The organism is Butyricicoccus sp. AM05-1 (assembly GCF_003474415.1).
Taxonomy (GTDB): Bacteria; Bacillota; Clostridia; order Oscillospirales; family Butyricicoccaceae; genus Agathobaculum; species Agathobaculum butyriciproducens.
This window is the reverse complement of sequence record NZ_QUDG01000007.1, coordinates 20,049-40,743: the sequence shown is the minus strand read 5'-3', so window position 1 is coordinate 40,743 and position 20,695 is coordinate 20,049. Positions and strand designations below refer to the sequence as shown.

The 20,695-nt window shown below is 54.3% G+C and carries 19 protein-coding genes; 10 read left to right on the top strand and 9 right to left on the bottom strand.

The genetic code is table 11. The annotated features are described in order from the left end of the window. Positions 1 to 18: 18 nt before the first annotated feature. A complete protein-coding gene (gene malQ, locus DW088_RS10505) occupies positions 19 to 1,575 on the bottom strand; it encodes a 4-alpha-glucanotransferase (RefSeq protein WP_279217336.1) in 1,557 nt (518 codons plus the stop codon). A gap of 224 nt (positions 1,576 to 1,799) precedes the next feature. Between malQ and trmB the strand changes: the two genes are divergently transcribed. Beyond that, on the top strand, positions 1,800 to 2,459 hold the full coding sequence (trmB, locus tag DW088_RS10500) for a tRNA (guanosine(46)-N7)-methyltransferase TrmB (protein ID WP_110436112.1): 660 nt from the start codon (positions 1,800 to 1,802) through the stop codon (positions 2,457 to 2,459). Between the two features lie 468 nt (positions 2,460 to 2,927). Here the strand turns inward: trmB and DW088_RS10495 are convergent, their stop codons facing one another. Together DW088_RS10495 and DW088_RS10490 are read right to left on the bottom strand one after the other, a co-directional pair. After that, the gene (locus DW088_RS10495; RefSeq protein ID WP_118360675.1) at positions 2,928 to 3,566 is read right to left on the bottom strand and encodes a phosphoribosyltransferase; all 639 of its coding nucleotides are present in this window, start codon (positions 3,564 to 3,566) and stop codon (positions 2,928 to 2,930) included. A gap of 60 nt (positions 3,567 to 3,626) precedes the next feature. Continuing rightward, entirely contained in the window at positions 3,627 to 4,472 is an 846-nt protein-coding gene (locus DW088_RS10490) for a PfkB family carbohydrate kinase (RefSeq protein WP_118360674.1), read from the bottom strand. Between the two features lie 296 nt (positions 4,473 to 4,768). Here DW088_RS10490 and DW088_RS10485 point away from each other — a divergent pair, with 296 nt between their 5' ends. From DW088_RS10485 to DW088_RS10465, 5 genes are all read left to right on the top strand, one after another. Continuing rightward, positions 4,769 to 6,067, top strand: coding sequence for a glycoside hydrolase family 10 protein (locus tag DW088_RS10485; RefSeq protein ID WP_118360673.1), 1,299 nt, complete (start codon positions 4,769 to 4,771; stop codon positions 6,065 to 6,067). Positions 6,068 to 6,094: 27 nt separating this feature from the next. Further along, positions 6,095 to 6,835: an acyl-[acyl-carrier-protein] thioesterase gene (locus DW088_RS10480; protein WP_118360672.1), complete on the top strand. Its 741-nt coding sequence runs from the start codon at positions 6,095 to 6,097 to the stop codon at positions 6,833 to 6,835. Then, entirely contained in the window at positions 6,832 to 7,143 is a 312-nt protein-coding gene (locus DW088_RS10475) for a hypothetical protein (protein ID WP_118360671.1), read from the top strand. The genes DW088_RS10480 and DW088_RS10475 overlap by 4 nt, the downstream gene beginning before the upstream one ends. Further along, positions 7,127 to 7,573 carry a HEPN domain-containing protein gene (locus tag DW088_RS10470; protein ID WP_117489955.1) on the top strand — a complete coding sequence of 149 codons (447 nt, stop codon included), beginning with the start codon at positions 7,127 to 7,129 and terminating at the stop codon, positions 7,571 to 7,573. Before DW088_RS10475 ends, DW088_RS10470 begins: the two co-directional genes overlap by 17 nt. Positions 7,574 to 8,226: 653 nt before the next feature. Next, complete coding sequence (locus DW088_RS10465; RefSeq protein WP_118360670.1) at positions 8,227 to 8,751, top strand: transcription repressor NadR; 525 nt, start codon at positions 8,227 to 8,229, stop codon at positions 8,749 to 8,751. Positions 8,752 to 9,051: 300 nt separating this feature from the next. On the opposite strand, the gene DW088_RS10460 is transcribed toward DW088_RS10465, so the two are convergent. After that, on the bottom strand, positions 9,052 to 9,432 hold the full coding sequence (locus DW088_RS10460) for a metallopeptidase family protein (RefSeq protein ID WP_118360669.1): 381 nt from the start codon (positions 9,430 to 9,432) through the stop codon (positions 9,052 to 9,054). Between the two features lie 164 nt (positions 9,433 to 9,596). On the opposite strand from DW088_RS10460, the gene DW088_RS10455 reads away from it, so the two are divergent. Further along, positions 9,597 to 10,163 (top strand): hypothetical protein, encoded by a 567-nt coding sequence (locus tag DW088_RS10455; protein ID WP_117489964.1) that lies wholly within the window; start codon positions 9,597 to 9,599, stop codon positions 10,161 to 10,163. A gap of 40 nt (positions 10,164 to 10,203) precedes the next feature. Here the strand turns inward: DW088_RS10455 and DW088_RS16325 are convergent, their stop codons facing one another. From DW088_RS16325 to murC, 4 genes are all read right to left on the bottom strand, one after another. Then, entirely contained in the window at positions 10,204 to 10,830 is a 627-nt protein-coding gene (locus tag DW088_RS16325) for a hypothetical protein (protein WP_118360668.1), read from the bottom strand. 65 nt (positions 10,831 to 10,895) lie between these two features. Next, positions 10,896 to 11,276, bottom strand: coding sequence for a hypothetical protein (locus tag DW088_RS10445; RefSeq protein WP_118360667.1), 381 nt, complete (start codon positions 11,274 to 11,276; stop codon positions 10,896 to 10,898). A 98-nt stretch (positions 11,277 to 11,374) separates the two neighbouring features. Beyond that, positions 11,375 to 11,986 (bottom strand): cytidylate kinase-like family protein, encoded by a 612-nt coding sequence (locus DW088_RS10440; RefSeq protein ID WP_110436100.1) that lies wholly within the window; start codon positions 11,984 to 11,986, stop codon positions 11,375 to 11,377. Positions 11,987 to 12,267: 281 nt separating this feature from the next. Next, positions 12,268 to 13,644 (bottom strand): UDP-N-acetylmuramate--L-alanine ligase, encoded by a 1,377-nt coding sequence (murC, locus tag DW088_RS10435; RefSeq protein ID WP_118360666.1) that lies wholly within the window; start codon positions 13,642 to 13,644, stop codon positions 12,268 to 12,270. 261 nt (positions 13,645 to 13,905) lie between these two features. On the opposite strand from murC, the gene DW088_RS10430 reads away from it, so the two are divergent. Then, positions 13,906 to 15,036, top strand: a complete 1,131-nt coding sequence (locus tag DW088_RS10430; protein ID WP_110436098.1) for an MGDG synthase family glycosyltransferase — start codon at positions 13,906 to 13,908, stop codon at positions 15,034 to 15,036. 66 nt (positions 15,037 to 15,102) lie between these two features. Here DW088_RS10430 and DW088_RS10425 read toward each other — a convergent pair whose 3' ends face one another. Then, positions 15,103 to 15,678, bottom strand: coding sequence for a TetR/AcrR family transcriptional regulator (locus DW088_RS10425; protein ID WP_118360665.1), 576 nt, complete (start codon positions 15,676 to 15,678; stop codon positions 15,103 to 15,105). Between the two features lie 199 nt (positions 15,679 to 15,877). Here DW088_RS10425 and DW088_RS10420 point away from each other — a divergent pair, with 199 nt between their 5' ends. Next, positions 15,878 to 18,364, top strand: coding sequence for an efflux RND transporter permease subunit (locus DW088_RS10420; protein WP_243029882.1), 2,487 nt, complete (start codon positions 15,878 to 15,880; stop codon positions 18,362 to 18,364). Further along, positions 18,351 to 20,489, top strand: a complete 2,139-nt coding sequence (locus DW088_RS10415) for a hypothetical protein (protein ID WP_118360664.1) — start codon at positions 18,351 to 18,353, stop codon at positions 20,487 to 20,489. Before DW088_RS10420 ends, DW088_RS10415 begins: the two co-directional genes overlap by 14 nt. Positions 20,490 to 20,695: the final 206 nt, after the last annotated feature.

Sequence of the window (20,695 nt, the reverse complement as noted above, 5' to 3'; positions counted from 1 at the left end):
TCATTATAGCACATTTTCTTACCCGCGCATATACGTCTTGGTAATTTCACCGAGCATGGACGAAACCGTCGGGTTGAGCGCTTCCGCGCGCACGCGCCAGCGCCAGTTCTTGCCGCCGATAGTGGCAGGCGTATTCATGCGGGAATCCGCACCGAGCGAGAGCAGATCCTGCAGGGTCGTCATAGCGATGTTCGCCGAGGACGCCCATACGCACTTGATGGCACTCCAGCCCATGGCCTCGGCGTGCGAGGTACGCAGATACCGGTATGCAAACTGCTTTTCCGGCTCGGAGCAGATGTCCATGATCTGCTCGCACACGGTCTGCGAGTCATGGGTCGAGGTGTAGACGATGCTGTTCGGCTTATAGTTGTGCGGCAGATGCTCGTTGTCGTAATCCGGCGTAAAGCCGAAAATCAGCACGCGCATGCCCGGAAAACCGCTTTCTTCGAGCAGCTTCTTGACCTCATCGGTCTGCACGCCGAGGTCCTCCGCGATGAGCGGCACCGGACCGAGTGCCTTCTCGATGGCGTTAAACAGTTCCATGCCCGGACCCTTGCGCCACTTTCCGTTGATGGCGGTCTCCTCGTCCGCGCCGACCTCCCAGTAAGCGGCAAAACCGCGGAAATGGTCGAGACGCACCACGTCGAACAGCGCCATGTTGCTCTTCATGCGCCAGATCCACCACGCGTAGTTTTCCGCCTTATGCGCCGTCCAGTTGTACACGGGGTTGCCCCACAGCTGACCGGTTGCAGAATAGTAATCAGGCGGTACGCCTGCTACCAACTTGGGGCTGCGGTCAGGCTTCAACTTGAACAGCTTGGGGTGCGTCCATACATCGGACGAGTCGGCGGAAACGTAAATCGGGATGTCACCGATGATCTGAATGCCCTTTTCGTTGGCATACTCGCGCAGTGCCGTCCACTGCTTGAAGAAGATATACTGCAGAAAAATCCGGAAATCCACCTCGTCACGCAGCTCTGCGGTCACTTTTTCGAGTGCTGCAGGCTTGCGGTCGCGCACATCCTTATCCGGCCACATGTAGACCGGCATGTGATGGTATTTCTCCTCCTTGAGCGCCATGAACAGCGCGTAATCCGGCAGCCATTCGCTGTTCTTCTCGATGAAGGCGGCGATTTTCTCGCGCATTTCCGGTGTCACGCGGCTGTATGCCTTGCGGAACAGCGGCCAGCGGGTATCGGCCAGCTGCTCGAAATCCGCGATATCCGCCGAAGCGTTGAAGTCGCCCTGACGAATCTCATCCGCGGTGAGCAGACCGTCCTCAACGAGCAGATCCATGTCGATCAGATACGGATTGCCTGCCGCTGCCGAAAAGCACTGGTACGGCGAATCGCCGAAGCCGGTATGACCGAGCGGAAGCACCTGCCAGTAGGTCTGGTGCGCCGCCGCCAGAAAATCTACAAAATCACGGGCGGTTTTGCCCATGGTGCCCACGCCGTGCGGCGAAGGCAGTGAAGTGACGTGCGCAAGCACGCCGCTGGAACGCTTAAACATATCCTTCTCTCCCTCTGTCAGTGGATCTGTTGTTATTATAGCACAGATGTAGTATTTAACCAAGAACTATCTGCAAATTTGCATATTTTTTGTGAAAGTTGTGGTCTTTCTGTAAATTTAGCTGAGATAACGGTTGTGCCCGACTATCTCTCTGTGGTATAATATTATGTCTATTATTGCAGAAGATGTGCCGCAGACCGGAGTATTCTGCGGCAGCTTACTCTTTTTTCGTCTCGTTTGAGGACAGTTTTCCATACTATAACACTGATGTAAGGGGTTTATCACGCATGAGAATGCGCAAAAAGAAAAACTTGGACGTTCGATTTGCCGCCTGTGCGGACGTTATGGCGTTCGAGCCGAAGGAAAAACGCGGCAAGTGGCGCGCCCTGTTCGGCAACGACAATCCGATCCATCTGGAGATCGGCTGCGGCAAGGGCCGTTTTGCCATCGGCATGGCTGAGCAGCACCCGGATGTGAACTTTATCGCGGTCGAGCGCGAGGAAGGCGCGCTCATTATGGCAGCCGAGCGCTGCCAGCAGCAGCCGCTGCCCAATCTGCGGTTCGTATCCTTCGACGCGGCTGAGCTGCGCGAGGTGTTCGCGCCCGGTGAGGTGGACCGCATTTACCTGAATTTTTCCGATCCGTGGCCGCCCAACCGTCAGCGCAAGCGCCGCCTGACGTGGCGTGCATATCTGGAAGTATATGACGAAATCCTGCGTCAGCAGGGTGATCTGTGCTTTAAGACGGATAATCAGCGCTTTTTCGAGTGGAGTCTGCAGGAGATCTGCCAGTTTGGCTGGCTGATTCAGAATATCTCGCTCGATCTGCATAACTCGGACTTTGAGGGCAATGTCATGACCGAGTATGAGGAGAAGTTCTCCGCGGAGGGCTACCGGATTTATCGTCTGGAGGCGCGCCGCCGTCTGCCGGAATTTCTGAAAAAGTAAACGAAAGAGGAAGGTTTTTACCTTCCTCTTTTGCTTTTTCAAAGTTCCGGTTATCAGTATTGTTTGTTAGTCTCTGCCAGACGGTGGTTGAGCGCTTGCGAAGCGAACGAAATCTTGCCTGCCCGGCAGGGGCACAAGAGGGTAGACACCAAGGTTTCCACCCTCTTGTGAATCACCCCTTTCCTAAGATAGTCTGGCGCAGACCAGAGACCGGCGACCGCTTCGAAAATGGGGAACGGCAGAGGATTTTTTCTTCCGTAGGGGCGCACAGAGTGCGCCCATTTCTCTACCTATTCGCAGTGTCAGATTCCATACTGCTACACATACCATTTCATCTCTGCAAGCGCGACACAAGGTGAATTGCCCGAAGGGCGAGAGAAACCATCGCGTTCATTTTCCATTCTCAATTTTCAATTTTCCATTCTATACGCATAAAAAAGAGGAAAGCACACGCTTTCCTCTTGCCTGTTACAGCTTATTGTATCCTCTCGGGGTGACGATTGCATCCAGCGGAGTGCCTGCGGCACAATCCGGGCAGGCTTTGCCGCGCACAAAGTTCTGGTAATGCGGGAAATCCGCGCCGGAGAACAGGCTGACAACCTTTTTTCCGCTCAGCTCGCTGATATTGGAGAACAACGCCGCAAAGCCGGAAACGCGGCCGCCGTAATACTCAACGCACTCCTTCGCCTGCGAGAAGGTCTGACCGGTGGATGCGGAATTGACCAGCACAAGCACATTACGGTGCTCGATCATATGGCGCAGGTTATCCGAGAACACAAACTGACCGTTGACGTTGCTGTCCGGCTCGACAAGATAAATATCCTTGCCGCTGTTGACATTGCCCATGCCCACGCTCGACAGCTCACCGGCGAGATACGCGCCGATGTACTCCGTGCCTTCCATGCACAGCAGTGTATCAATGCTGGTGGACGATAACTGGTATGCAATGCTGCGCGCGGCTTCTCTGGACATTGCCATGCTGTGCTTGATCTCGGACATATCAATATAGTAGTTGATGTGCGAATGATTCGTGGCAAAATGCCCCGGTATCGCGTCCGCGTAAAGTCGCTTGTTCACACGGGAGGTAATGCGGATCGACTGCTTCATACAAAAACCACCTTTCTTACAGCGCACCCCTATCGGGGAATATCTGAGAATCTATCTATATTATACCTCAGTCCGGTTCTCGTGGCAAGAAAAAAGGCGCGGCAGCAGCTTCTCAAATTGCACGCCATGCATAGGGTCGGTATGCTGCGCGGCAGTGTAGGCGATGCAGTCCTTGACGAACTCGCCGGCAAGTGCACAGGCATCGGCAAGCCCCCTGCCGTTCAGCAGCGCGCCGAGCACGACCGCCGCAAACAGGTCTCCGGTGCCGGGGTAATACTGCGCGATCCTCTCGTGCAGACTGATGATGCCGCCATCCGCAGACAGACAGCCGGAACCGACCTTCCCCGGCTCGTAATCCAGACCGGTCAGCACAACCTGTGCGCCGTAGCGGCTGTGAAGTGCATGCAGCCACTCCTGCGCTTCCGTTTCGTTCTGCGGTGCGGAGGCCGGGTCGCGGTCGAGCAGGATAGCCGCTTCGGTCGTATTCGGCGTGATGATATCCGCAATTTCGCACAACTCGCGCATACGCGTGCACATTTCAGGTGTATAGGTGGCGTAGACCTCGCCGTTATCGCCCATCACCGGGTCGATGAACGCCGTGCCGTTTTCGGATTTCAGCCGCAGCACAGCATCCCGCACACAGTCGATTTGATCCGCTGAGCCGAGAAAGCCCGCGTACACCGACTCAAACCGTAACCCTAACCGGTCGTACTGGTCGATAACACGCGGCATAACGCCGGTCAGATCGACCGTTTCCCAGCCGGGAATGGCCATGTGCGTAGAAAAATATGCGGTCGGCAGCGGCACACACTGGTGTCCTGCCGCCGAAATCGCTGCAATGATCGGCACAAGCGACGAACGTCCGAAACCCGACAGATCGTGCAGCGCTAAAACCTTTTTCTGCATGGATTTGCTCTCCTTCTTACTTTAGGGCAACACCGCACAATTAAAGCTGCGGCTTCTTGCGCAGGCTCCGGTCGCGCTGCCGCGGCGCTTTGCGGAAATTTTACACCCTGTCTGTATTTCAGCATACAATGAAAAACCTTTTCTGTCAACGCACCTGTCTGCCAGAATTCACATTATGTACTTAAATTTCCCGATCGGTTGTGGTATAATATAGGGTAACAAATTGGCGAAGTTGCTTTCACAAGCAGGGTATGCAATGGTTATGAAAGCAGCTTCCGGATAAAAGGAGCTTCTTCATGCTGAAAAAACGCATTCTATCCATCGTGCTGGCGCTGACCATGCTGATGGTACCGGGCGCTTACGCCGCTCAGCCCGCAAAGGACAATATGCGCGGTGTCTGGGTCGCGTCCGTACATAATATTGATTTTCCCTCCGAGCAGGGCATGACCGCCGACCAGCTCAAGGCAGAGGCCGATACCGAGCTGGACAACATTGCCGCAATGGGCCTGAACACGGTCTTCCTGCAGGTGCGGCCTTCCGCAGATGCGCTGTACCCGTCCGGGCTGTTCCCGTGGAGCCGCTACATCAGCGGCACGGCCGGTCAGGCACCGGACGGCAGCTTTGACGTCCTCGGCTACTGGGTAACCGCAGCGCACGAGCGCGGTCTGCAGCTGCACGCGTGGATCAACCCATACCGCATTACGATTGACGGCGAGAACGAATGGAACGCCATCCCGGATTCCAGTCCGGCCAAGCAGCACCCGGAGTGGGTGATCAAGTACAACGACAACTACTACTTCAATCCCGGTATTCCGGCGGTGCAGCAGCTTGTCGTAGACGGTGCGGCTGAGATCGTCAAGAATTACGACGTGGACGGCATTCATCTGGACGACTATTTCTATCCGGGTACGGATTTTGCCGATGAGGCGACTTACGAGCGCTACGGTCAGGATTTCAGCAGGATCGGTGACTGGAGACGCGACAACGTCAACACACTCATCGCTGCTCTGGATGAGACACTGCATACGCTGGATAAGAACCTCTCGTTCGGTGTCAGTCCCGCCGGTATCTGGGAAAACAAGAGCGCAAACTCCAAGGGCAGCGACACGCAGGGTCAGTCCTCGTTCAGCGAACTGTACTGTGATTCCCTGCAGTGGATCAACGCCGGCACAGTAGACTATATCTGTCCGCAGCTGTACTGGTCGATCGGCTTTGAGCCTGCTGACTTCCAGACGCTCGTCAAGTGGTGGCAGAAGGCGGTTTCCACCAGCGATGTGGCGCTGTACATCGGCATCGGCGCATACCGCTCGGTGGAAGCGCAGCCCGGTGATACCTGGTACGGCACGGATGAAATCGAGCGTCAGCTTACTCTGCTCGATGACAGCATAGATATTCAGGGCGAGGTATTTTTCAGCTATGCCTCCCTTGAGTCCATCGACGGCTGTCCGGCCTTCCTGACCGCGCACTACGCGGCGGATAAGCCGGTCACCAAGCCGGATGCCGACAATTCCGGCACCATCACCCAGGAGGAAGCACAGCGGCAGGCTACCCTGCTGGATATGCTTTCCCGCTTTATCGTTTCCCTGTTCCGCTGACCGCACATTTTTCGGAGGTGCATTCCCATGGTCGATCTACTCACCCGTGAATATGAGGTGAATTACAGCCACATTGACAACCGCGGCATTGCCAAGCCGTCCTTCCTGTGGAATATCATGCAGGACGCAGCGACCGTCCACGCAGAAGCGCTGCACATCGGTCCGCTCGATCTGCGGATCGTGTGGGTGCTCTCGCGCATGAAAGCGCGGCTGACGCGTCCGCTGCTGCCGTATGAGCGGCTGCGGTGCGAAACGTGGTGTCCGGGCATCAAGGGTGCAAGCTGGTACCGCAGTTTCTCGTTCTTTGTGGATAACAAGCCGGTTGGCGACGCACAGTCTATGTGGGTAACGCTCGACCCGGAGACTCACCGCATTGTGCGTCCGAGCGCATTTCCCGAAGCCGAGCAGTATCTGCACACCTCCCGCGGAGAGCTGTTTGCGCCGCTGCCCAAGCTGTCGTGCGACAATGTGCGCCTGCATCATGTTCACGAGGTCCGTTATTCAGATCTGGATGTCAACAATCATGTCAACAACGTGCGTGCGGTCGAGCTGATCTCGGACGCGCTCGATCTGCACAGGCAGCCGGGGTTCGTCTCCGAACTGCAGGTCAACTACACCGCCGAAACCGCCTGTGGCGAATCGCTTTCGCTGCTGACCGGCACGGCGGACAGCGCACGTTACATTCGCGGTGAAGCCGACGGCAAAACCCGCTTCGAGGCGCTTGCCACGCTTTCGCCGCTGCCCGACCCGAAGGAGGGATTGGTATGACGCAAGCGATCGAGCAGGCTGTATGCGATATTTTGGGCGCATGCCAGCCGGTCAAAATCATCCTGTATGCGGAAAAACGTACGATGGCAACCGACAAGCTCAAGGCATTCAGCCTTTGCATTATCGTGCCGGAGAGCGCCAACTGCCGCACACTGCGCACACACCTGCACCTGGCGATCACGGTTTCCGTACCCGTCAGTCTGAGCGTTTACACCACCGAGGAATGGGCGGAGCTTTGCACGGACAGTACCTCGTATGCCGCATGGATCGCCCGGAAAGGCAAGGTGATTTATGACCAGGCGACGTAAAGGTGCATCCGACAGCTGTTTTTACTACAAATGGCTGGACAAGGCACTGTGCGACCTGCAGGCCGCACGTCTGCTGCTGACCTACGGCGGCGATCATTACAACATCGCGTTCCACTGCCAGCAGGCGATTGAAAAGGCGCTGAAAGGCTATCTGCTGTTCCGCACCGGACGGCATTTTGACGGACACAACCTGACGTACCTGTGCCGTCAGGCGATTCAGCTGGACTCGAAGGCGTTCTCCGAATATCTGGACGAGAGCGCGGCGCTCAATGATTTATATATTGAGACGCGGTATCCAACCGACCTGCCGTTTGAGATTGATGAGCTGGAGGTCCGCCGGTATCTGGATATGGCGGAGCGGATGTTCGCCGCGATTCGGCAGCAGCTGTATGAGGGCGGGAGACCGCATGAGATTGTTCAAAGACGATAACTCGTCTTAAATCGTGAAATTTTCGCTTGCGAAGCGAACGGAACTCGCCTACGCGGCGGAGCGCACAAGAGGGTAGACACCTGCGGTTTCCACCCTCTTGCGAATCTCCCCTTTCCCTTAGAAAACACGGCGAAATTTTCAGAACTGAGACTATAAAGGACCGGCAGAGAAGTTTTTCTACCGTAGGGGCGGACCAATGTGTCCGCCCATTTCTTTACCTCTACGCAATGCCAGATTCCTTACTGCTACACATATCGGCTACTCTCCGCAGGCGCGGCACAAGGTGAATTGCCCGAAGGGCAAGAGAGGGTCCCCTGGGGGATGACTGTGCCGCGCAACTCGTTTGTCTGATGGCTACGGACAGCACCTACGAATTACAATTATTAACCAATTTTACCATAGGGTGCGGCAAGGTGAATTGCCCGAAGGGCAAGAGAAGGTGCCCTGGGGTGCGACCTCGGCGCACCGTTTGTCAACCATCTGCACATTGCCTAACCGTAGGGGCGGCCAGTGGCCGCCCACGCAACGCCCAATCATTGCAAAACTCCTATCTCCTCACTCCTACCTCCTACCTTACGTAATCTCTCACATCTTGACACTTGCATACTCCGTCAACTTTTGCTATCATATAAGGATGTAAGGAGTGACTAACCATGAACGCTGCGGAACGACGCACTAAAATCACCCACCTGCTTGCACAGGCGAACGGGCCGTTATCGGCGACCGCGCTGGCCGCGCAATGCGGTGTCAGCCGCCAGATTATTGTAGGCGATGTTGCGCTGCTGCGTGCAGGCGGATTGGCCGTGCTCGCTACGCCGCGCGGATATATTCTGGAGAACACCTCGGCGCCGACCTGTGCGGAGCGGCACATTGTCAGCCACCACGACAACAGCCGCATGCTTGAGGAGCTATACACGGTCGTCGATCTCGGCGGAGCCGTAATTGATGTGACGGTCGAGCACGCTGTATACGGCCAAATCTGTGCACCGCTGCACATTTTCTCGCGGTATGACGCCGACGCGTTTAACGAGAAGATTCAGCAGTCCGGCTCCCGGCCGCTGTCCAACCTGACCGGCGGCATCCACCTGCACACCATCCGCGCCACAGATGAGAAAACGCTCGAACGCGTAATTCAGGGACTCAAGGACAAAGGCTTTCTGCTTCTCGAGGATAACTAAAAACCACCCGAACGACAAATTTCGTTCGGGTGGTTCAGTCTATCAATAAAGTCCGTTTTCGCGCTGCTGACGCTGACGCGCGGCAGCGCGCATGAAATAGAATTTGCTGTGCAAATTCGTAAAAAGCCGGAGCATGTATCTGGCTTTTTACACTTCTGGAGGAAGAAAGTTTCGACCATCGGGAGGAACTTTCGTACGACTTTGGAACGGCCTACGGTCCGTTCCTGCTTGTCGGCGAAACTGTAGTTTCGCGACAGCCTCAACCACCCGAACGATAAATTTCGTTCGGGTGGTTTTCTTTTACTCGTTATCTGCCTGCTGCTCCTTATACATAGCGATCTGCTCCGCGTCCCATACCTCCAGATCACGCACACCGGCGCGTCCCTCCACGTGATGACGGAATTCATGCCGCAGAACTTTTCGCATTTCTTCGGTCAGCTCATCCTCATCCATATGGCGGTACGCCCGCTTGAACGAGCCGTAGTACATTACAATATATTTGCCCATCGCCGGATCAATGCGGTACTGCCCCATCACATACAGGGTGCCGTTGCGGTCCTCCGGGTGCAGAAGATACCCGGGTTCAACGACGATACCACCGTTCAGTTCCTCGTAAAACGACTGCGGAATCTCCTCCGCGAGATCGGATAATATTTCTTCAAATCGGTCGATCGAGATCATGCCTGTCTTCCTTTCTGACCTTACTGCTTGTCTGCCCTTACTATAGCACAACCTGTTTTTACAGGCAACCAAACTTTTTGTGAACAATGTGTCTTGACAGGTGTTGTTTTATGTTGTATACTTCTATCTGTTCACAACTCAAATATTGGAAAGGACCTGTTCCCATGGTTAAGAGTAAAAGTTTGTATCATTTGGCGCTGGCCGGCGTACTGTGTGCGATCGGCATCATCATCCCGATTTTTTCTCCTGTAAAGATTCGACTCGACCCGATGAGCTTCACGCTGGCAAGCCACGTTGCTATTTTTCTGGCGATGTTCATTTCTCCGGCTGTCGGCGTGGCCGTTTCAGTCGGCACGACGCTTGGCTTTCTGGTCGGCGGCTTCACCATGCCGGTCGTCCTACGTGCGCTGACCCACGTTGTCTGGGTTGCGCTCGGTGCATACTATCTGCAGAAGCACCCGGAGCTGATTGACTTCCGTCAGCAGGTTGAAAACCGCAACGCAAAGCTGTTTGGTCTTGGTGCGGTACTCAGCATCATCCACGCGGCACTGGAAACCCTAGTCTGCGTACCGGTTTACTTCGGTCAGGGCCTGTCCGGCGCGGAAACCGTTCGCATTCTGCTCGGTCTGGTGCTGCTCGGCTCGTTCATTCATTCGATGATCGACTATGCGCTGTCTCTGCTGATCTGGCGTCCGGTCAGCGGCACGATGCGCACTAGCAGAGTTTCGTAAACTGCAAAAACACCCGTCAATGACGGGTGTTTTTCTTTTCTTATTTCACCTCGCAGCCGCCCCATTCTACCACGGTGAAGCCGTCTCTTGCAAACGGCGTGAACGTCTGCGGCTCGATGGTCTGCGGCTTGCTCAGCGGCTTCCATGCCATGAATACGCGGAGCACGCTGTCCGGTGTCGGGTCAATGTCCAGCTTGGCGGCATCTGTGTACGCCTCGGACTGGAACGAAATAAGGTTGTACGGGTTATCCTGCATTTTCGGCAGCCAGTACACGATGAACTCGTTGTACTCGCGCGGTGTCAAGCCGATCTCGGCCAGTTTTTCGCGGAGAAAATCCGCCATGTCCGCTCCGGCGACGCAGAAGCCCTTGGAGAAGTCGTAGTCGGTGTTGTCCTCGCCCTCCCAGAACAGGTAGGAGTATTCGTCGCCGTTTTCGTCGTACAGTGTGCCGTCCGGCTCGGCGGTGACGCGCCAGCCGTTCTCGTAGGCCGGATACGTCGCGGTGAGCGTGCCCGCGTAATCCAGCGATACGGAAACCGTCGTTTCCTGCTCAGGATAGAGGTAGATGACGGGTTTTTCAGTTAACGGCTCATCTGCCGGCTCAGCGCATCCTGTCAATCCAAGCGCCAGAGCCGCCGTAAGTGTTCCTGCAAGCAATCTCTTCATAGCAATTCCTCCTTTGTCCGGTTAGACGAAATCGGGGGCTATTGGGTTCCCTGTTCTGCGGAAATTTACGGTCGTACCCACTCACCGGTCAGCGCATTCTTCTGCAGAACCAGATGGAATCCGTCGGCATCATTAAAATAAACCGCCTTATCCATATCCTCAATCGGCAGGACAACGGTGTATCCCGCACTCATCGTGTTTGCACTGCCGAATGCGTTGTAAAACGTGAGATAATGTTCGCCGTTCTTCGGCTCGTCCTTATAATCCCGGATATCCTCAATCGGCGGAAAGACAGCTGCATGGAGTGTCAGCGTTTTCCTATCCTCGGAAACCGTATAATCGCGCAGTGTGACATTCTGCTGCTCGGTCAATCCCGATCCCACACAAAATAGCAGAAACGGTACAAAAACCGCTGCGAATACAGCAATAATTCTTCGTATTTTCATCGTTTTTCTCCTATCCTTTTATCTGTAAAAATGCGAAAGGCCGTCCGCAAGGGACGACCTTTCCGCACTCTCTCTTTTCTCTTTTCCCTATACAGCAGTTACTTCTTCAGGCGATTGATGTACTCCAGAATGATATCGGTGGAATATTCAACACCCAGACGGCCTGCATTAATGCAGAGGTCGTAATGGTCGCACTTGCCCCATACCTTGCCGGTATAGTAATTGTAATAGGTAGAACGCTGCTTATCCATCTTCTCGAGAGCAGCCTCGGGCGTCTTGCCCTCGATGACGTAATCACCGCAGGTCTGAACGCGCTTTACACGGTCCTCAATCGAGCCATGGATGAAGAAATCGAACTTATTCGGGAAGTCACGCAGTACATGGTCTGCACAGCGGCCAACGATAACACACGAGGAATCCTCTGCCATCTCGCGGATGATATTGGACTGAGCCAGATACAGCTGATCGGTCAGGCTCATGCCGTTCAGACCAACCGAACCGAACATCGTCAGCGAGTACAGGAAGCTGTTGGTCGCACGCTTGTCGAGCTGCTCAAACAGTTTTTCGTCAAATCCGGTCTTTTTAGCCGCACGGGTAATAAGTTCCCGGTCATAGAACGGAACGCCCAGACGGAGCGCCAGCTTCTGACCGATCTCACGACCACCGGTACCATATTCACGACCAATAGTAATAATCAAGTTGTTATTCATAACGCACCCTCCTTACCAACCGGAATTATACAAATTGTACAATTCTCTATATCTGTAGTATGAACCATTTATGCGTTTTTGTCAAGTAGGATTCAAAATTTTTTTCATTCTGTAAATTTGATTGGTTTTCGCTTCAAAGCGAACGCGCCTTGCCTGCCCGGCAAGGGCGCAAGGTGAATTGCCCGAAGGGCAAGAGAAGGCGCCCCGGGGTACGACTCGGCACACCGTATCTATTTTGACAAAAGAAAACCCGCTCGAAAGCGGGTTTTCTCGTTATCTCTTTACTTATTCTTGATCAGCATCGGTCCGACTTCATTGATATTGCCGGCGCCCATGGTGAGCACCAGATCATTCGGGCCTGCCTCCTTACGGAGATAATCCGCAATCTCGTCAAAGCTGTCAAACGATACCGCGCCCGGCACCTCCCTGGCGATATCCGAGGAATAAATGCCGATGGTATTCTTCTCGCGGGCGGCGTAGATCGGAGCAAGAACCGCCTGATCGCACAGCTTGAGCGCGTCCACAAACTCGTGGAACAGCGCCTTGGTGCGGGTATAGGTGTGCGGCTGGAATGCGCACAGGATACGGTCGAAGTGCATTTCCTTCGCGGTGTTCAGCGTGGCTTTCATCTCGCTCGGATGATGCGCGTAATCGTCTACGACGGTTGCGCCGTTCGGCATTTTGCCGACCAGCTGGAAACGGCGGGACGAACCGGTGAACTTGTTCAGACCGCACTCGGCAGCGTCACCCGGCACACCGAGAAACTCGGCAGCGGCGCAGCACGCCAGAGCGTTCAGCATGTTATGACGACCCGGAACGGACAGCGCCACCTTAGCGTACTCCTTCCCCTCTACCATAACGGTAAAGCGGTAGTAGCCGTTCTCATCGCGCACGTCGGTCGGGTAAACGTCCGAGGTTGCGCTCGTGCCGAAGGTACGGACCTTGCGGTTGATGCCTGCCACACTGCGCATTGCATGCGGGTCATCGCCGTTGACGACAACAAGACCGTTCATCGGGGTCAGCTCGGCAAACTCATGGAACGAGTGGATGATATCGTTGATATCCTTGAAGAAATCGAGATGATCCTCCTCCACATTGAGGATAACCGCAACGGTCGGTGCAAAGCGCAGGAACGAATTGCAGTATTCGCAGCTTTCAGCCACAAAACAGCCCTTGCCGCCGATACGGAGCGTACCGCCGATGGCAGGCAGGTTGCTGCCGACCATAACGGTCGGGTCCATCTGCGCTTCCATGGTCATGAGCGTCATCATCGAGGTGGAAGTTGTCTTGCCGTGCGTGCCTGCCAGACAAACCACGTTGTCATAATCGCGCATGAGGTGTCCCCATGCCTCGGCACGCTCCATGACCGGAATGCCCAGCTCATGGGCGCGGACAATCTCCGGATTTTCGTCATGCACAGCAGCGGTGCGCACGATGAGCGACGCACCCTCGACGTTCTCCGGCTTGTGCTCGTAGGTAATCTTTGCACCCAGAGCCTCCAACCGTGCGGTAACATCCGTACGCAGACGGTCGGAGCCGGAAATCGGCACACCGCGGCTGAGCAGCAGCTCGCCAAGCGAATTCATGGATACGCCGCCGATGCCGATCAGGTGGATGCGTTCCTTATTTTCAATGTAGGGCTTAATAGACAGAGCCATTTCCCTAAGCCTCCTGTATTTTTGTTTATTAGATTTATTATAGTACAAAATCGCCCGGAATAAAATAGCTAACCGAGAAAAACTCCTGCCGGACCTGAAAAAAAGGAATATATGATACCGGAAATACCGCTGCATATCGCTTATCCGCATACATTTAACTAAAGTGTAGTTTGATTTTTTCGCATGTTTACGATAAAATATCCTTAGGCATGCTGTCCTGTCCGGTCAGCACAAATGCCGCAATATAAGGAGAGGCATTGTATGAGAGTACTGATTTTATCCGTCACCGCCGGTTTCGGTCACCATGCCACCGCAAAGGCCATCGGCGACATGCTGGAATCCAAGGGCGCGGAAGTTCACACGCTGGATGTTTACGCCTATATCAGCAACCTGATCAAAACCACCATCGACAAGGGCTATCTGTTCTCCTCCAAGCACATGCAGACGCTGTACCGTCTGGTCTACCAGCTGGCCGAGAACAACGGCGCAAGCTATTTTAACTCTGCGCCGAGCATTATCAATATCATCAACGCACTCGGTGCGTCCAAGTTTGCCAAGGTCATTGCGAACCATGTGCCCGATGTTATCATCTGTACGCACGTTTTTGCGGCGCAGATGGTCGATGAACTGAAAAAACGCAAAAAACTCGCCGATATCGAGACCATCGGCATTGTTACCGACTACACGCTCCACCCGTACTGGGAGGATGTGCCGCGCGTGCAGTACATCGTCACCGCGAGTGAACTGCTCACCTACCGCTGTGTACAGCGCGGCATTCCGGAGGACCGCATCCTGCCGTTCGGCATTCCGGTGCACCCGAAATTCAACGAAAAGCTGTCCCGCGAGGACGCGGCGGCACAGCTCGGCATTGATCCGAAAATGAAAACCATCCTGCTGATGGGCGGCAGCATGGGCCACGCCGACCATGTGAAGAACATCGAAAGCCTGTCGCAGATCGGCACGCCGTTCCAGTTTCTTGTGGTATGCGGCAACAACAAAAAGATGCTCTACCATGTAGAGCAGTTTGCCGCGCATTATCAGGGCAGCTGCAGGATCTATCCCTACGGCTTTGTACACAACGTAGAGGTGATGATGAGCGCGTCCGACTGCATTGTATCCAAGCCGGGCGGTCTTACCGTGTCCGAGGCTCTGGCGAAAAACCTGCCGATGCTGCTGTTCGATCCGATCCCTGGTCACGAGGAGCGCAATGTTGATTTTCTGGTCAACAACGGCATGGCGGCGCTCATTACCAAGCACTTCCCGATCGACGAGGCGGTGTACGAGCTGTTCTGCAATCCGGTGCGGCTGGAGACCGTGCGGAGAACCATGAGCGAGATTGCCCATCCGGATGCCACCGAACGGCTGGCTGAATTTGTCCTGCGTAAACGATAATACCGTGAAGGGGAGTACCCGCCTGCGGGTACTCCCTTTCGTGCCGTTAAATTCCTACTGATTTACTCAGTTCTGCGCTACATCTGACTGCGGCACCAGCGGTGTCAGCGGTGTCAGCAGCTTAGTGATCAGGCTGACCATCTCGGTCTTCGGGATGGGCTGCGACTCGGTGATCCACTTTTCGGTCATGCCGATGACGCCGGTCGCAAGAAAGCGTGCAGCATACGCATCCTCGACACTGCGGTACGGCAGCAGCTCCATGCGGCATTCCTCGATAACGCCGATCATCTTTTTGCCGAAACCATCCGGTGCATTGACCTTGATGAGTGCGGTAACGATCTCACGATTCTCCTCCAGATAATCCATCAGACGGCTGAGCACCAGCTTGAGCGTTACCGTCTCGCTCGGGCGGATGGCTGCGATCATCCCGCGGAAATCCTCGATCATCCCTGTCTCGATCTTATCGCGCAGGTCATACACGTCCCGATAATGCGCATAAAATGTGCCGCGGTTGATATCCGCTTCGCGCACTACGTCGGTCACGGTGATGCTCTGGAAGTCCTTCTGCTGCATCAGCCGCGTCAGTGCCTGCCGCAGCAGCTTTTTCGTTCGTCGGATGCGCTTATCCTCCACTTCTGCCATGGTATTTCACTCCATTCATATTGCTTTTTCCGTTCCATTTCCGTAATTCGCATTTTAACGAACACATATAATATTTTTGTGCGTTATCATTCACTCTTATCATATTTGATTATTGCGTTCGTTATCCTTATGTACTATACTATAACACGAAAAGAAATCCTACACAATATCTATTTCTGAGAAAGATGGTGTTTTCTTTGTGAAACTTAAAGGACATAGCCCTGTTGACCTGATCATTAACAATCGAAAACTGATTGAAAAGATCTATATCGTACTGATCATCTTCAGTTTAATCTGTGTGCCGATGGTTGGGATCAACTACGATTTAACAAAATACCTGCCGGATTCGTCTCCGTCCGCACAGGCGCTGGACATCATGGAGGACGAATTTACCTATCCCGGCATGGGACGCGTCATGCTCGAGGATGTGACGCTGTACGAAGCCAAAAACATAAAGGACCGTATCGCGGACGTTGACGGTGTGGACATGGTCATGTGGTGCGATATGGCCACCAATATCTACGGCTCGAGCGAATTCATCAACTACGACAATATCGACGACTACTACAAGGATAACACCGCCTACATGGATGTTATCTTCACCGACAAGGACTCGTCCAACCAGACCCACAAGGCGGTGCATGAGATTGAAAACATCGTCGGTGACAGAGGTTTGGTAGCAGGCTCCGCTGTATCGGATACCAACCTCGGCCCGACCATTAACAAAGAGGTCGCCCGTGTTATGGCACTGGCCGTTGTCATTATTTACATCATTCTGACAATCACGACCACCTCGTGGTTTGAGCCGGTGCTGTTCCTGTCCGTGCTCGGCATTGCAATCCTCATCAACATGGGCACGAACATCATCTTCGGCGAGATTTCGTTCCTGTCCAACGCCGTTGGTGCGGTGCTACAGCTGGCCTGCTCGATGGACTACTCCATCTTCCTGCTGCACGCCTTCACGCAGGAGCGCGCAACCGGTGCAGAACCCGAACAGGCGATGGCGAACGCCTGGCGAACCGCCTTTTCATCCATCGGTGCTTCCGGCATGACGACCATCGTCGGCTTTGCCGCCATGGCACTGATGAACTTCGGCATCGGCCCGGATATGGGCTTCGTATTGGCCAAGGGCATCGCGCTCAGCCTGCTGACCGTGCTGCTGCTCATGCCGGCGCTCATCCTGCGTTCGCAGAACATCATTGCCAAGACGCAGCACCGTCCGTTTATCCCCAAACAGGGCCGCGGCATCGGTGAATTTGCGTACAAAATCCGTCATATCGTATTTCTTGTGGTTCTTATCATCATCATTCCGTGCTATATTGCACAGGGTATGGCGAATTTCTCTTACGGCAACGAGGCCGTTGCAAACTCACCCGGTACACCGGTTTACGAGGCCGAGCAGCAGATGAATGCCAAGTTCGGCAAGAGCAACATGATGATCGCGCTTGTCCCGCCCGACAGCAACATCACCGAGAAAAAGATGACCGAGGAGATCGACGACCTGTCCTACGTCAAGTACGCGCTCAGCCTGTCGTCCGTTCTGCCGGAAGGCATTCCCGAGGATTTCCTGCCGGAGAACATCACCAGCCTGATGCACTCGAAAAACTGGGCACGCGTGATTATCAACGTGCGTTCCGCCGGTGAAAGTGACGATGCCTTCAAATTCTCGGACAATATCCGCGCGATTATTGATAAGTATTACCCGAACGAAACGACCTACCTTGTCGGCGTAACGCCGTCCACGCAGGATATTAAGGATATTATTGTACCGGACTACAACCGCGTCAACATCGTTTCCCTGCTGGGTGTAGCACTCGTTATCGCGATAACCTACAAGGCACTGATCCTGCCGATCGTCGTACTCATCCCGATCGAGTGCGCGATCTTCATCAACACCGCTCTGCCGTACATTTACGGTCAGCGAACCATGTACCTTGGCTTTATCATCGTCGGCTGTATCCAGTTAGGTGCTACGGTTGACTATTCAATATTGATGACCGGCAACTATCTGGATGCCCGCTCACAAGGGGATAAAAAGGAAGCCGCAATACGGGCGGTATCGGTCAGCGCCGAATCGGTTATGACCTCCGGTCTGATCGTTATGACGGTTGCCTACGGCCTGTACTTCATGACCTCGGTCGAAGCGATTTCCGGTCTGGGCCAGCTGATCGGCCGCGGTGCGCTGATCTCGGTCATTCTCGTACTGTTCTTCCTGCCGATGTGCCTGATGCTGTTCGACCACTGGATCGTCAAGTCGGATTACGCAGAAAAGAAGCACGCCAAGATGAACAAGATCCGCGCGACAAAGATCAAGCTGCCGATCCTGAGCGAGCTGCACCAGCAGCGCGTCAACCTGCAGAACCAGATCCGCGAAAACCGCAAGGCACGCAACAAGGAGCTGCGCCTCAAGCTCAAGAACCTGATGAACGGCGATGGCTTCAAGTTGCCGCAGAACTACACGCCGCCGACGCAGGAGCCGTCCAAACAGCAGCAGACCGAAGAATCCGCACACAAGCGCATGATCGGCAAAAAGCTGCGTATGCGTATCCATAACCGCATTGAGATGCGTAAGGAGCAGCTTGAACAGCTGGCCCAGCGTCTCGGCAGCGACAAGAATAAGCCGAACGACAGCCAGAATGACAACCAGAACGATAATACGGAGGAGAACGACCATGAAAACAGATAAGCTGCGCCGACTGACCGCAGCCTCGCTTGTTCTTGCGTTCACGCTGCCGCAGGCGGCACAGGCCGCCGAGCCCACGGTAGAAACCGACGAATCGGTATATATCAACATGGATTACTACGGTGCGCCGACCAATACGCGCATCGTAAAGGGTGTCAGCCTGAACGGCCACACCGAGTTCACCGATTTCGGCAGCTACGCAGATGTGTACAACATGAGCACCTATGACGAGCCGGTCATCAAGGACAATTCGGTGTACTGGAAGCTGTCCGACACCAGCAAGCAACGCTTCTACTACGAGTGCATCCCGACCGACAAGGTCAATATCCAGATGCCGTGGAACTTTGATGTTTCCTACAAGCTGAACGGTGTTTCGGTCAAGGCGGAGGACTGTGCAGGCGCAAACGGTCTGGTGGAGATCACCATTCACGCGGTGCCGAACAGCTACGCAAGCGACTACTACAAAAACAATATGATGCTCGTCTGCGGCACCGGTATCGACATGAGCAAGGCACTTTCCATTGATGCACCGGGTGCACAGGTTCAGTCTGTGGGAACCTACAAGCTGGTCGTATTCATGGGTATGCCGGGCGAGGAAAGCACGTTCACCGTGCGTATCGGCTCGGATAACTTTGAGAACATGGGTATGTTCATGTTTATGACGCCGGCTACTCTGTCCTCGCTGGATATCATCTCCGACCTGAAGGACGTCAAGGACCGCCTGAGCGATTCCGGCGACAGCCTGTACTCCGGCATGAGCAGCATGCTTGACACCATGCAGTCCATGCAGAACGGCATGGGTACGATGTCGAGCGGTATTTCGGGCATCAATGCCGTGCGCCAGCAGCTGATCAAGGACCGCGGCACGATTGATCCCAAAACGGATGCCGCGCTGACTGCTCTGGAAAAGCTGACCGGCGAAAGCGATTCGCTGATCCCGGAACTGAACAACACCAAGGACACGCTCGTTAAGCTGAACGCGACCACGAACAGCATTCTCGATACGCTCGAGGAGTCCGGTGCAGATATCACCGAGTACCAGACGCTGCTGCAGAATATCCGTACCTCGCTGAATAATTTGGAGAATCTCATGGATGATCTGGATGATAAGACCGGTTCGGAGTGGCTGTATATCAGTGAGCTGCAGAGTGATATTAAGAATCTGAAGGATGACCTGAGCGATATTCAAGGAGATATGAAAAACCTGAATGATCGTATCAAAGCCCTTGAAAACATGAATGACAGCATTGGTTCTGCGCTGACTAACATCCTGCAATTACTGGTAAAGAATCACGTCATCGATGAAACAACCGCAGCAACCTTTGGCAAACTTATATCGGACATTTCTGAGAAGTGCAGTGACCTGACCACTTCGATGAGAAATCTGACTTCTACCATCTCCGGTACTGCGGATTCCCTCTCCGGCTTCCTCGACACCTCGGATTCCATCCTCGACAATCTCGACGATATCTGCGATGTACTCGACGATTACAAGGGTCTGGGTCAGGACTTCACCGCCGAGGGCAAAAAGCTGACCGAGCTCGCCAATACCACGCTTGGCCGCGTCAACCAGCAGCTGACCGAGATTCCAGCACTGACCGAGTCGCTCAACCAGCTGACCTCGATCACCTCGTCCTCCATCGACAAGGGCACCGAGTTGCTCGACACCACCACCAAAACGCTCACCGCGTCCTACCAGCTGCTCAACACGGTCAACAGCACACTGCGTTCGGTTCGCAGCGACGCGGATGCCAGCACACAGACCACCATCGACGGCCTGCTCGATGTGCTCGATAAGGCTTCCCGCTCGAACAGCTCGAATAAGCTGCAGAACGCGACCGACGACATCCACAATGCGATTGACGACGCTAAGACCGACCTTGAGGACGATACTAACATCCTCAATATCGACTCCTCGGCCGACCTGCAGTCTGTCACGAGCAGTATGAACCCGACACCGAGCAGTCTGCAGTTCATCCTGCGCACGCAGGAGATTTCGACCGATGATGACGATGATGCTATCACCTCGGATCAGGATGCTGCCGACGAAGGCGTTCTCGCGCGTATCGTGAATATCTTCAAGAAGCTCGCAAGCGCGATTTACGGCGTATTTGTTTCGGAAGAGTAACCGCATATAGACCAAAAGGACAGGAAAATTTCCTGTCCTTTTTCCTTATCCACAGGTTGGGGATAATTGCGAACCGTATGGTGTGAAACCGTTTGTCAAATCCATTTATATCATCGACGTTGATTGGTGCAATTCAAGTAGAAACAGCGGGGTGAGGTCACCCGCCGTTCCACCGAGAATCACACGATAACAAATCAAAATTCGCA